Origin of the sequence: Streptomyces sp. NPDC002698, assembly GCF_042888945.1 — a bacterium.
GTDB lineage: Bacteria > Actinomycetota > Actinomycetes > Streptomycetales > Streptomycetaceae > Streptomyces.
The window spans coordinates 448,654-461,831 of the sequence record NZ_JBIAQM010000003.1; the positions used below are offsets into that span (position 1 = coordinate 448,654).

A 13,178-nucleotide genomic window follows, 5' to 3' on the forward strand; every position below is an offset into this window, starting at 1 on the left:
GAAGCGGCCCTCGGTGTCTGGGGGAGGACGAGCGTGCGGCTGACTCTGACCGTCGTCGACCCGCTCGGCGGCGCCACCGCCGACGTGGTTCTCGACGCGGATCCCGAGTCCTCGGTGGGGGACATCGCCAAAGAGCTCGCGGAGCACGTCGGTTACGGCGGCGGTGCGCAGATCATCCCCCTCGGGCATCACCAGGGGGCCGCGGGCGGCGGCGCGCCGGTCGCGTACGTCGACGGGTATCCCGTCGATCCCGCCGCGACCATCGCCACCTCGCCGCTGCGCGAGGGAGCCGTCGTGAGCCTGCACGACCCCGCGGGATGTCTGCCCGGCGAGCCGACCGGACTGGTCGAACTGCGGGTGGCGGGCGGCCCGTCGGCCGGTGCCGTGCACCGGCTCGGGATCGGCCGGTACGACATCGGCTCCGGCGCGGCCTCGTCCATCCGGATCGACGACCCCGAACTTCCGCAAAGGGCGCTGACGTTGTCAGTTGCAACGGACGGAACCTGCGGTGTCGTCGCACACGGGGAGAAGAAGGGCGTCACCCTCGACGGGGCGGCCATCGAGGAGCGCGAGGACGACGACTGGCCGCTCGGCAGCCAGGTCGCGGTCGGCAACACCCTTCTCCAGCTCGACCGTTACACACAGCCCGACGCGGCCCTCAAGTGGTCGGAGGACGGCGCCGCACTCGACTACAACCGGCCGCCGCGGCTGCATCCGCCGGAGCGCGAGACGAAGTTCCGGCTGCCGAGTCCGGTACGGGACTACGAGGCCCGGCCGCTGCCCTGGCTGATGGCGCTGACGCCGCTGGTCAGCGCCGTCGTCATGGTGATGGTCTTCGGGCGCTGGTACTACATGATCATGGCGCTGCTGAGCCCGCTGATCATGCTCGGCAACTACCTCATGGACAAGAAGCAGGGCCGCAAGTCCCATGCCAAGCAGGTGAAGGAGTACAACGAGCACAAGGCGCGGATCGAGAAGGACGCCCAGGAGGCCCTGCTCGCCGAGCGCCTCGACCGGCGCCGGGCGATCCTCGATCCGGCGACCGTGCTGTCGCTGGGCACCGGACCGCGCACCCGGCTGTGGGAGCGGCGGCGCACCGACGCGGACCATCTGCTGCTGCGCGTCGGCACCGGACGGATGCCGTCCGAGGTCGTGCTCGACGACCCCGAGCAGGACGACCACAAGCGCCAGGTCACCTGGAACATCGAGGACGCGCCGGTCGCCCTGCCGCTCGCCGAGCGCGGTGTCGTCGGCATCGCCGGACCCGGTGACTCGGCCCAGGCGCTGGGCCGTTGGGCCGTCGCGCAGACCGCGGTCCTGCACAGCCCGCTGGACGTCCAGTTCTACGTCCTGACGGAGAACAGCGGCCAGGACAGCTGGGACTGGGTGCGCTGGCTCCCGCACAGCAGGCCCGCCGGCGCCCAGGACGCCAACGTCCTCATCGGCACGGACGCCGAGACCGTCGGCGCCCGCATCGGTGAGCTCACCCAGCTCCTCGACGCCCGCCAGAAGGCCGCCAGGCAGAACGGCAACAAGGCCTCGTTCAGCGATCCGGACATCGTCGTCGTCTGGGACGGATCCAGGCGCCTGCGGTCCATGCCCGGCGTGGTGCGGCTGCTGCGCGAGGGCCCGGCCATGGCCATGTACGCGATCTGTCTGGACGCCGAGGAGCGGTTCCTGCCCGGCGAGTGCCAGGCCATCGTCATCGCGGAGCCGAAGCCCGAGGAGCACACGGACGCGCGGGCGCCCGCCAGGACCGCGCCGGCCGCCCCCGGCGGCTTCCCCTCCTTCCACGCCTGGCACGCCACCGAGACCGACGGCTCCGCCTCCGGAACGTCCAAAGCGCTCGAACTGCGGCTGCGGGTGCAGCAGACGGGCATCGCGCGGGTGCGGGACGTACGGCCCGACTTCGTGTCGGCGGCCTGGTGCTCCCGGCTCGCGCGTGCCCTGTCCGCGCTGCGCGACATCAGCGGCGAGACCGAGGACTCGGCCCTCCCCGGTGCCAGCCGGCTGCTCGACGTGCTTCAGCTGGAGCCTCCGACCGGGGACGCGATCAGCGCGCGCTGGCGGATGGGCGGGCAGTCGACGACGGCGGTCATCGGCGAGTCGTACGACGGCCCGTTCGGCATCGACATGCGGCGCGACGGCCCGCACGGCCTGATCGCCGGTACGACGGGTTCCGGCAAGTCGGAGCTGCTCCAGACCATCGTGGCGTCGCTGGCCGTGGCCAACACCCCCGAGAACATGACCTTCGTCCTCGTCGACTACAAGGGCGGCTCGGCCTTCAAGGACTGCGTCAAACTCCCGCACACGGTCGGCATGGTGACCGACCTCGACGCCCATCTCGTGGAGCGGGCCCTGGAGTCGCTCGGCGCGGAGCTCAAGCGGCGCGAGCACATCCTCGCCGCCGCCGACGCCAAGGACATCGAGGACTACCAGGATCTCGTACGCCGTGATCCCTCGCACGCGCCCGTGCCACGGCTCCTCATCGTCATCGACGAGTTCGCCTCCATGGTCCGTGACCTGCCCGACTTCGTGACGGGTCTGGTCAACATCGCCCAGCGAGGCCGTTCGCTCGGCATCCACCTGCTGCTGGCCACCCAGCGGCCGAGCGGTGTCGTCTCCCCCGAGATCCGGGCCAACACCAACCTCCGGATAGCGCTGCGCGTGACCGACGGCGGCGAGTCGAGCGACGTCATCGACTCCCCCGAGGCCGGGCACATCTCCAAGAGCACTCCGGGCCGCGCCTACGTCCGTCTCGGGCACGCCTCGCTCGTACCGTTCCAGTCGGGACGCGTCGGCGGACGCCGTCCCGGTGCCGCCGACCCGGCGGCGCTCGCGCCCTGGGCGGGGCCCCTCGGCTGGACGGACCTCGGGCGGGCCGCGCTGGTCAAGCCGAAGGCCGAACAGCGCGAGGAGGAGGAGATCACCGACCTCAAGGTGCTGGTCGACGCCGTGCGCGAGGCCAACCGTTCCCTCGGCATCCCGCCCCAGCACAGCCCCTGGCTGCCCGCCCTCTCCGAGACGCTGCTGCTCGACGAGATCACCGCGCCCGCGTTCGCGGGCGGTCCCGGCAAGCTGCCGCCCGCCCCGTACGGCGTCGAGGACCTGCCGGCCGACCAGGCCCGCCGCCCGGTCGTGGTGGACTTCGCCTCCTTCGGGCATCTGCTCATCGGCGGCGCGCCCCGCAGCGGACGTTCGCAGATCCTGCGGACGATCGCGGGTTCGCTGGCCCGCACCCACTCGGCGGCCGACGTCCATCTGTACGGCATCGACTGCGGCAACGGCGCGCTCAACGCACTGACCCGGCTGCCGCACTGCGGCGCCGTCGTCGGCCGCAACCAGACCGAGCGCGTGGTCCGCCTCATCGCCCGCCTGAAGGGTGAACTGACCCGCAGACAGGACCTGTTGGCCGACAAGGGCTTCGCGGACATCGGCGAGCAGCGGGCCGCGGAGCCGGAAGGCGAGCGGCTCCCGCACATCGTGGTGCTGCTCGACCGGTGGGAGGGCTGGCTGCCGACGCTCGGCGAGTACGACCACGGCGATCTGACGGACCAGCTCACCGCGATGATGCGCGAGGGCGCGAGCGTCGGAGTGCACCTGGTGATGACGGGCGACCGGCAGATCCTCTCCACCCGGATCGGCTCGCTCACCGAGGACAAGTACGCCCTGCGGCTCGCCGACCGCTCCGACTTCTCGCTGATCGGCGTCAACGCGCGCAAGATCCCCGAGGAGATCCCGCCCGGCCGCGGCTACCGCAACGAGCACGGCACCGAGACCCAGTTCGCCCTGCTCACGGAGGACTCCACCGGTCAGGGCCAGGCCGCGGCCCTCACGGCGATCGGCGAGGCGGCAACGGCCCGCGACGCCGGACTGCCGCGCGAACGCCGCCCGTTCAGGGTCGACGTGCTGCCCACCCGGATCGGCTTCGCGGACGCGTGGGAGATGCGCGACCCGGACGCCTCCCGCTCCAGGCTGTGGAGCCTGGTGGGCATCGGCGGCGACGACGTCATGGGCTTCGGCCCGGACCTCTCCCGGGGTGTTCCGACCTTCGTCGTCGCGGGCCCGGCCAAGTCCGGCCGCAGTACGACCCTGATGAACATGGCGCGGTCGTACCTGGCCCAGGGCGTACGTCTGGTCATCGCGGCGCCCCGCCCGTCGCCGCTTCGTGAACTGGACGGCCAGGACGGCGTGTTGAAGGTCTTCGACGAGGACGACATCGAGGGAGACGATCTGCGCGAGGCCATCGCCCCGGCGACGCCGGAGGAGCCGATCGTGGTGCTGGTCGACGACGGCGAGGTCCTGGAGGACTGCGACGCCGAGACCGTCTTCAAGCGGATCGTGCAGCGCGGCGCCGAACGCGGTCTCGGCCTGGTCATCGCCGGTGACGAGGAGGACGTGTGCAGCGGGTTCTCCGGCTGGCAGGTCGAGATGAAGAAGGGCCGCCGCGGCATCCTGCTCTCTCCGCAGGACTCCTCCGCGGGCGAGCTGATCGGCATCCGTACGAACCGCAGCATGGTCGGCGGACCGGTCGCCCCCGGCAAGGGCCTGCTGCACCTCGGGGACGGGGAGCCGATGACGGTGACGACGCCGATGTGACTGGACGGGCCGGGCGAGGAAGAGGACCGGAAGGAACAGAGGGAACGGAAGGAAGGGGGGTGCGGGTCCGGTGAGCGGATCGGCGAAGCCGAAACGGCGCAGGGCCGCGGGGGCGGCGCTGCGCTACGAGCACGTGCGGCAGCGGCCGTCCGTGTGGGCGCAGGCCAGGGAGAAGGCGTCCCGAGCGGAGTCGTACTTCGGCTGCCTGGTCTTCCTGGCGGTCACGGCTGCGATCGTCGGCTTCGCGCTCGCGGGCATGACCTGGGGATCCGAGCTCTGGGGCGATGTGGCTCCCGCCTGGCCGGGCGGCGGCTACGGCTTCGCGGCCGCCGTCGGTGCCGTGCTGCCCATCGGCCTGGCCGCCGTGATCGCGACCCTCGCCCGGATGAAGTGGAAGACGAGCCCGCTCCGTTCGCTCGGCTGGGTCGTCGCCTCCCTGCCAGGAGTCGCCGCTTTCCTCCTGTGCGCGGTGGTCGTGTTCGCGGCCTTCCGCCCCAAGCACCGACGCGACTGGAACGCCGGGTGCTACGGCCGGGGCAACCCCTGCTGGGTCCATGTGGAGTACCCGTGGGTCTGGGCCGTGGGCCTGCTCTCGACGGTGCTCGTCGCCGCGGCGCTGATCGCCGCGGCCATCAAGATCTCGGATGCGCGCGAGAAGACCGGGCCCGGCTGAACCCCCGCCTCCCGCCCCCGCTCCGAGCCCGCGCCTCGGGTCGGCGTCCGGTGGCCGGCCGGCACCTCCGCCGCCCCGTGTGACGCGGATCACGGGAACCCGGAGCGCGTGGATCGGCAGTTAATGAGGGTGAGCACTGACATGCGTACCCGGATACGTGCCGGGGATCCGAGCGCGTTCGCCGAGCTGTACGACAGCTACGCCCGCGCCGTCTACAACCACGCCTTCCGCCTCACCGCCGACTGGTCCGCGGCGGAGGACGTGATGGCCGAGACCTTCATGGAAGCGTGGCGTCTGCGCGACCGGGTCAGCGCCGAGGGCGGCAGCCTGCGGCCGTGGCTGCTGGGCGTGGCGATCAACATCGCCCGTGGCCACCATCGCAGCAACCGGCGCTACCGGGCCGCGGCGAACGCCGCCGCGGAGGCCGAGACGACGCTGCCCGACCACGCCGACGAGGTGGCGGGCCGGCTCGACGACCGACGGCGTATCGCCGCCGCCCTGCGCGCGCTCGCCGCCCTGCGCAGACCCGAGCGCGAGGTCCTGACGCTGTGCCTCTGGGAGGGGCTGGAGTACACGGCCGCGGCGGAGGCGCTCGGCATCGCCGTCGGAACGGTGCGCTCACGTCTCTCCCGGGCACGCGCCAAGCTGCGCAGACTCACCGAGGCCGAACTCGGCGGCCGACCCGCCGCCCGGGCGGCGCCGGTCCCGTACACGGACGACCACGCCGAAGAACGCGCGGGAAAACCCGTACGAGGAAATCGGGAACTCGGCCGACCGGATCGACAGACAAGAGGAGAACACATCCACTCGATCCGGCCCGTATCGGAAGGAAATCGATGAAAGCGACCCAGTCCCGGCAGAGTCCGGCCGAGTGGGAGGAGAGCGCGCCTCTCCTCCCGCAGACTGCGCGCGATCTCCCGGCGGGCCGTCACCAGTTCCACAAGGAGCGTTTGATGGCCCACATCCAGCAGGACACCCAGCGGGACGCGAACACCACGAAGGCCGCCCCCGCCCTGCCGAAGCCCCGGGGACTCCGCCTGCTGCGCCCGGCTTTCGTGCTGCCCGCGATGGCTGTGGCCGGCGCGGTCGTCGCCGGAACGCTGCTGATGGACAGCGGCGTGCACAACGATGGTCTCGCCACCGGACCCGCGGCGGTCGTCCCCGTCGGCGCCACGACCACCAAGGGCCTGCCGCAGCTGATCGACCAGGTCTCCCTGGCGGCGGCCGAGGAGACCCACCCCACCGTCAAGCCCGGTCAGTACGTCTACATCGAGTCCCAGACGGCCGACACCTTCGTGAAGACGGTCGGCGACGACAGCAGCCTCGCCAGCTACGCGCTGCACCGGCGCCAGATCTGGAAGTCCGCCGACGGCACCAAGGGCTGGCTGATCGACGCGGCCGTCAACGACAGCGCCGAGGGCGAGACGCTGAGCCTGCCCGACGAGCGGGGCAACACCCCCGAAGCAGGCCTGAACCACCCGTCGTACGACTTCCTGGCCGGGCTGACCACCGACCCCGACGAGCTGCTGAAGGTGATCTACAAGGAGACCGCGGGGCAGGGCAACACCCCCGACCAGCAGGCGTTCACCACGATCGGTGACCTGCTCGGCGAGAGCTACCCGCCCGCGGAGCTCTACCCGGCCCTGTTCAAGGCCGCCGCGAAGATCCCGGGCGTGGTCGTGGTGAACGACGCCAAGGACGCGCTCGGCCGCTCGGGCGTCGCGGTGGCACGGCTGGACGAGACCAGCGGCGAACGCGAGGAGTGGATCTTCGACAAGAAGACCCACGTCTTCCTCGGCGAGCGGACCGTGCAGGTCAAGTCGGTCACCCAGGACGGGATCGTCATCAAGCCCGGCACCGTCCGCTTCACCCACGCCATCACCGAGCGCGCGATCGTCGACGGCATGAAGCAGACCCCCGGGCAGAAGGGCTGAGACCCCGCCGCCGCAGGCCGAGGCCCACCGCTGTCCACCCGCCCCGTGGCCGCCGTCCCAGGACGGCGGCCACGGGGCTGTGACCACGGAACGGCGGCCACGGGGCGGTACGAACCCCGGCTTCCGGCGCGGGACTTCAGCCGACCTTCGTCATCCGGGCCACCGGGTCCCCCGCCTCGGCGTTGTCCGTGTCGTAGGTGAGGACGCTGCCGGCGGGAGTCAGCCGGACCTCGTGCCGGCCCTTGGTGCAGACGTCCCGGTTGGACTCCGACGCCACGCTCGTGGCGACGAGCTGCTTCTTCGTGACCTTCTTGAGGACGAGGACGTCGTCGCAGACGCCGCCGATCTGGTCGGTCTGCCGGAAGGTGCCCAACTCCTCGCCCACGGCCGCCTGATGGACGGTGACACGGAACGTGCCCATGGGGAGGGTGCCGCCGAGGGCGAGGCCGTCGCCCTCCCAGGTGCCGAGGTAGGAGGCCGGGACGGTGGACGACTGGTCTCCCGGGTCGGACGCGCTCTTGGTCGGGCCCGGTGCCGGGGCGCTCCCCGTGGAGCCCGGCCGGGTGGCGTTCGCCGACGGATCGGTGGCGGGGTCGCTCGCCGTCGCCGACGGACGCCCGCCCGCCACGTTCCCCTGGTCGTCCTTGCCGCTGCCCGGCAGCAGGTCGAAGAGGAACGCCGAGCCCACGGTCACCGCCGCCAGCGCTCCCGCGACGGCGAGGGCGACCGTGCAGCTCATCCTGCGGCCCTGTCCGCCGGCCCCCGGCGCGGAGGTCGCCGCCACGCTGACGGAGACCTTGCCCGGACGGTCGTACGGCTGCTGTTCCGGCGCCCCCTCGCGGTGTACGGCGTCCTGCGGTTCGGCCGTCCGGCTCTCACGCCGGCCGGGTACGTACGTGGGCATCGGGGGCGGCGGCCCGAAACCCGGCGGGGGCGGCCCGAACCCGGAACCGGACCCCGGCGCGCCGGACACACCACCGCTCCCCGAACCGGCTCCGGCCCCGGCCCCGATCCCGGCGCCCCGGCCGTTCTCCACCGACGGACTGCTGAAGCCCACCGGCCCGGACGGCGTGGCCTCCACGGTCCCCGCCGCCTCAAGGTTCAACAGCTGTACGGCACTTCGGCTCACCCGCTCGACCAGGGCACCCGGCAGCCAGCCCGCCGACACCAGCCGGGCGGCACCCTGTGGTGCGAGCCGGACGGCCACCTCTCCCGGAGTGGGCCGCGCCGCGGGCGACTTGGCCAGGCAGGCCGCCACCAGCTCGCGCAACTCGCCCTCCAGGGAGCCGAGTCGCGGTTCCTCGTGGACCACCTTGTAGAGGAGGGAGGCGGAGGAGTCGCCGGGGAAGGGAGGCTCGCCGGTGGCCCCGTACGCGAGGACCGCGCCGAGCGAGAAGACGTCCGCGGCTCCGGTGACGCCCTTGCCGAGGATCTGCTCGGGGGACATGTAGCCGGGCGAGCCGACCGAGACCCCCGTCGAGGTCAGGGAGGCGGTGCCGTCCGTGGCCCGCGCGATGCCGAAGTCGATGAGGAGCGGACCGTCGAGGGTGAGCAGCACGTTGGAGGGTTTGACGTCGCGGTGGACGAGGCCCAGCGCGTGGACCGCGGTGAGCGCCTCGGCGAGACCGGCGCCGAGGACGCGCGCGGAGTGGGCCGGAAGCGGTCCACCGTCCGCGACGGCGGCCGTCAGTGAGGGACCGGCCGCGTAGCCGGTGGCGACCCAGGGGACCGGCGCCTCCGGGTCCGCGTCCAGGACGGGGGCCGTCCACGCGCCGCCCACCCGCCGTGCGGCCTCGACCTCGCGGCGGAAGCGGGCGCGGAACTCCTCGTCGAGCGCGAAGTGCGGATGCACGATCTTGACCGCGACCGTGCGTCCGCCGGCACTGCGTCCCAGGTACACGCGCCCCATGCCGCCGGACCCCAGCCGGCCGAGCAGCCGGTAGGGCCCCACGACCGTGGGTTCGTCGGCTCCGAGCGGCTGCATGGCACTCACGGTTCCCCCTCCCCCGTACACACTGCCCAGCAGCGTAGTGCCGTGCGCGCCCGGAGCCGCCCGACTATCGGCGCCGCCCGACCATTCGGCGCCTCACGGCTGGAGGAGCCGTACGCTCACGTCCTCCGGGAACCCGGTGGTCGAGCCGACCCGGCGCGCGAACTCCCGTACGGCCTCCAGCTGCGGGCCGCCGAAGCGGAAGTCGAGCGTCGTGAAGTACTCCTCCAGGACGGACTGGTCGAACTCCTCCCACCGGGCCGCCTGCTCGGCGACCTTGGAGACCTCGTCGAGGGAGAGGTCACGGGAGGAGAGGAAGGCCTGGTGCACCTTGCGGGTGACGAGCGGTTCGCGCTCCAGGTAGTCGCGCCGGGCCGCCCACACGGCGAAGACGAAGGGCAGGCCCGTCCATTCCTTCCACAGCGCGCCGAGGTCGTGCACCTGGAGCCCGAACTTCGGTCCGTCGAGCAGGTTGGCGCGCAGCGCCGCGTCGCCGATGAGGACGGCGGCGTCGGCCTCCTGCATCATCAGGCTCAGATCGGGCGGGCACGTGTAGTACGAGGGCTGGACCCCGACCTTCTCGGCCAGCAGGAGCTGGGCGAGCCGCACGGAGGTGCGCGAGGTCGAGCCGAGGGCGACGCGGGCACCGTCGAGCTGGTCGAGGGGAACCTGCGAGACGATCACGCAGGACATCACGGGGCCGTCGCAGCCGACCGCGATGTCCGGAAAGGCGACAAGGTCGTCGGCGTGCTTGAGGAACTCGACGAGCGTGATGGGCCCGATGTCGAGATCCCCTCGCACCAGCTTCTCGCTGAGCTTCTCGGGGGTGTCCTTGGTGAGCTCGAAGTCGAGGAGTGTGCCCGTTCTCGCGAGCCCCCAGTACAGGGGCAGGCAGTTCAGGAACTGGATGTGGCCGACGCGCGGCCGGGTGCGAGAATTGTCCACATCGTGAGGCTAGACCCCGGGCGATAGCGTGCGGGCCTCAGGGTCGGCGTGTGCTGGTGGAAACCATCCCGACTCCTCGTGTCAACGGTTGTGACACCTCGAAGTCAACGCACGTCAGGCCCCCGACCCCATGGGGACACCCGTCCGGATGACGTGATCTTTGCCTCTATTGCTTTCGGCTGCCTGCGTGCTAGGCTCGCCGCAAGTTGCAGTTTGGTTTCCCTTGCAGTACAGAGCCTGCGGAGCATGTGACCGCGGGCTCTCGTCGTTTTCAGACGTATGCAGTTGTTTACACAATCGCAGGTTCTGGAGCAGGGCAACCCTTTGGGCCCAAGGAGGGCTTATGGCTACCGGAACCGTGAAGTGGTTCAACGCCGAAAAGGGCTTTGGTTTCATTGCCCAGGAAGGCGGCGGCCCGGACGTCTTCGTCCACTACTCCGCGATCAACGCGAGCGGTTTCCGCTCTCTCGAAGAGAACCAGTCGGTTTCCTTCGACGTCACGCAGGGTCCGAAGGGCCCGCAGGCGGAGAACGTCACCCCGCTCTAAGCCTTCGGCTCCATGAGCCCGATTGCTTTGATCCGGAACGGATAGCAGTACCCAAGGAGCCCCGCGCCAGCCGGTCGCGGGGCTCCTGCCTTTTCCGCCCGGGGACCACGCCGTCCCCGCCCGTCCCCGCCCGCCCCCGCCCGGGACTACGTCGCGTACAGGGCCTCTATCTCCCTGCTGAAGTCCTTCTCGATCGCCGTGCGCCGCAGCTTCATGGAGGGGGTGAGGTGGCCGGCCTCCTCGGTGAAGTCGACGGGCAGGACGATGAAGCGGCGGATGGATTCGGGGCGCGAGACGAGCCGGTTGGCCTCGTCGACGGCGCGCTGCAGGATGGCCAGCAGCTCCGGGTCGTCCATGACGAGTTCCGGGGGAACCGGGTGCTTGCCGTTCATCCGGCGCCAGTGGGCGATGCCCTCGGGGTCGAGGGTGATGAGGGCGGAGACGAACGGGCGGCGGTCCCCCAGGACGATGCACTGGGCGATCAGCGGATGGGCGCGCAGCCAGTCCTGGAGGGGCGCCGGGGCGACGTTCTTGCCGCCCGCGGTGATCAGGATCTCCTTCTTGCGGCCGGTGATGGCGAGGTAGCCGCCGTCGTCCAGTTCGCCGATGTCGCCGGTCGCGAACCAGCCGTCCGGGGCGGCGTCGACGACACCGCCCGCGTGCGGGTCCCAGTAGCCGCGGAAGACCTGCGCGCCGCACAGCAGCACCTCCCCGTCGGCGGCGATCCGCACCCGGGTGCCCGGCAGGGGCCGGCCCACCGTGCCGAGGCGCGGTTTCTGCGGCGGCGTGACGGTCGCGGCGGCCGTGGTCTCCGTCAGGCCGTACCCCTCGAAGATCTCGATGCCGGCTCCCGCGTAGAAGGCGGCGAGCCGGCGGCCGAGCGGGGACCCGCCGCAGATGGCGTGCCGGACCCTGCCGCCGAGGGCGTTGCGGATACGCCGGTAGACCAGGGGGTCGTAGAGGGCCCGGGCCGCGCGCAGGGCCCGGCTCGGGCCGGGACCGGTGCCGTGCTGTTCGGCCTCGACGGCCTCGCCGTACTTCTGGGCGATCCGGGCCGCCCGGTCGAAGGACGAACCGCGGCCCATCCGTTCGGCCGTGGCGCGGCCGGTGTTGAAGACCTTCTCCAGGACGTAGGGGATGGCGAGCAGGAAGGTCGGCTTGAACGAGGCCAGGTCCGCGAGGAGTTCCTCGGTCCGGAGACTCGGGGCGTGGCCGAGTTTGACCCGCGCGCGCAGACAGGCCACGGCCACCATGCGGCCGAAGACGTGCGAGAGGGGGAGGAAGAGGAGGGTGGAGGCGGGATCCCGGGTGCGGGCCTTGAAGATCGGGTAGAGCAGTTCGACGGCGTTGTCGACCTCGGCGAAGAAGTTGCCGTGGGTCAGGACGCAGCCCTTGGGGCGGCCGGTGGTGCCCGAGGTGTAGATGAGGGTGGCGAGCGTGTCCGGGCCCAGCACCCCGCGCCGTACGGTCACTTCCTGGTCCGGGACCTCACGGCCGAGCTCCGCGAGACGCTCCACATGACCCTTCTCGAAGATCCACATGTGCCGCAGGTCGGGGATGTGTCCGCGCTCGGGGCCGAGCGCGGCGGCCTGCTCCACGGACTCCACGGCGAGCGCGACGGCTCCCGAGTCCTGGAGGATCCAGCGGGTCTGGAAGACGGAGGAGGTCGGGTACACCGGCACGGTGACCAGGCCCGCGGCCCAGGCGGCGAAGTCGAGGAGCGTCCACTCGTACGTCGTCCGGGCCATGATGGCGATCCGGTCGCCCGGCACCAGCCCCTCCGCGATCAGCCCCTTGGCCACCGCCAGGACCTGCTCGGCGAACTCGGCGGCGGTCACGTCCGTCCAGCCCTCGCCGTCCGGGGTCTTCCGGCTGAGGACCGGCTCCAGCGGGGCGGCGGCCGCGTTGTCGAACGGGATGTCCGCGAGGGATCCGTGCGTCACCTGTCCCACGATCGGCGGCACCGCGACCTCGCGCACGACACCGTCCAGCCGCCTGATCTCGGGCTCCGGAAGGAAGGGGGCGGAGTCGGACGAGTACGGGCTGGACACGGGGCGGCTCCTTGTCGGCCGAAGGCCGGGGCGGGTGCGAAGCGTGTTCGGGCCCGGAGGAGACGCGCGGGGGCGCGAATCCTCGTACGGGCCCTGGGAGTGGGGGTTCAGGGGTCTCGGCAACCCGGTGAGACGGGGATCCTACGGTGCCGAAGTGTGGGGTTTGTGACGCTTTGCCGCAGGCGAAGTGCGGGTTACCCGGGGTAGCTGTGCCCTTTCCGGCCCCGCGGCCGACGACGCCGAACGCCCTGGCCACCCCTGCGCCGGAGCACCCGGCGCCGGTGCGCCGAAGCCTTCGCGGCCCGCCTCCGAGCGCCCCGCCGCCAAGAGGCCGCCGCAGCCCATCTCGCCCCCCACCCCCTCCCCGACGTAGCCTTACCCTCGGTAACTTACTCCAGAGTCACCTCATACCCGCCCCCACGCCGGACAGTCCCGCCCG

General features: G+C 71.8%; 8 protein-coding genes. 5 read left to right on the plus strand and 3 right to left on the minus strand.

Annotation, left to right across the window (positions count from 1 at the left end; genetic code table 11):
• Window positions 1-33 precede the first annotated feature (33 nt).
• The 4 genes from ACFYW9_RS06830 to ACFYW9_RS06845 all read left to right on the plus strand — a co-directional run bounded on the left by ACFYW9_RS06830 (window position 34) and on the right by ACFYW9_RS06845 (window position 7,206).
• On the plus strand, window positions 34-4,599 hold the full coding sequence (locus ACFYW9_RS06830; protein WP_389145651.1) for an FtsK/SpoIIIE domain-containing protein: 4,566 nt from the start codon (window positions 34-36) through the stop codon (window positions 4,597-4,599).
• 70 nt (window positions 4,600-4,669) lie between these two features.
• Window positions 4,670-5,272, plus strand: a complete 603-nt coding sequence (locus ACFYW9_RS06835; protein ID WP_389145654.1) for a hypothetical protein — start codon at window positions 4,670-4,672, stop codon at window positions 5,270-5,272.
• A gap of 141 nt (window positions 5,273-5,413) precedes the next feature.
• Window positions 5,414-6,112, plus strand: a complete 699-nt coding sequence (locus ACFYW9_RS06840; RefSeq protein WP_351863057.1) for an RNA polymerase sigma factor — start codon at window positions 5,414-5,416, stop codon at window positions 6,110-6,112.
• Entirely contained in the window at window positions 6,109-7,206 is a 1,098-nt protein-coding gene (locus ACFYW9_RS06845; RefSeq protein WP_389145658.1) for a CU044_5270 family protein, read from the plus strand. The genes ACFYW9_RS06840 and ACFYW9_RS06845 overlap by 4 nt, the downstream gene beginning before the upstream one ends.
• A 136-nt stretch (window positions 7,207-7,342) precedes the next feature.
• On the opposite strand, the gene ACFYW9_RS06850 is transcribed toward ACFYW9_RS06845, so the two are convergent.
• Window positions 7,343-9,190, minus strand: coding sequence for a serine/threonine-protein kinase (locus tag ACFYW9_RS06850; protein ID WP_389145798.1), 1,848 nt, complete (start codon window positions 9,188-9,190; stop codon window positions 7,343-7,345).
• A 102-nt stretch (window positions 9,191-9,292) separates the two neighbouring features.
• Window positions 9,293-10,141 carry a menaquinone biosynthesis protein gene (locus tag ACFYW9_RS06855; protein WP_351863055.1) on the minus strand — a complete coding sequence of 283 codons (849 nt, stop codon included), beginning with the start codon at window positions 10,139-10,141 and terminating at the stop codon, window positions 9,293-9,295.
• 343 nt (window positions 10,142-10,484) lie between these two features.
• Here ACFYW9_RS06855 and ACFYW9_RS06860 point away from each other — a divergent pair, with 343 nt between their 5' ends.
• Entirely contained in the window at window positions 10,485-10,688 is a 204-nt protein-coding gene (locus ACFYW9_RS06860; protein WP_010986243.1) for a cold-shock protein, read from the plus strand.
• Between the two features lie 146 nt (window positions 10,689-10,834).
• On the opposite strand, the gene ACFYW9_RS06865 is transcribed toward ACFYW9_RS06860, so the two are convergent.
• A complete protein-coding gene (locus ACFYW9_RS06865; protein WP_351863054.1) occupies window positions 10,835-12,739 on the minus strand; it encodes an AMP-dependent synthetase/ligase in 1,905 nt (634 codons plus the stop codon).
• Between the last annotated feature and the right edge of the window lie 439 nt (window positions 12,740-13,178).

Bases quoted from the DNA above. Each gene is read 5' to 3' on its own strand.
- ACFYW9_RS06840 (WP_351863057.1), top strand. From the start codon at position 5,414: ATGCGTACCCGGATACGTGCCGGGGATCCGAGCGCGTTCGCCGAGCTG.
- ACFYW9_RS06845 (WP_389145658.1), top strand. From the start codon at position 6,109: ATGAAAGCGACCCAGTCCCGGCAGAGTCCGGCCGAGTGGGAGGAGAGC.
- ACFYW9_RS06850 (WP_389145798.1), bottom strand. From the start codon at position 9,190: ATGCAGCCGCTCGGAGCCGACGAACCCACGGTCGTGGGGCCCTACCGG.
- ACFYW9_RS06860 (WP_010986243.1), top strand. From the start codon at position 10,485: ATGGCTACCGGAACCGTGAAGTGGTTCAACGCCGAAAAGGGCTTTGGT.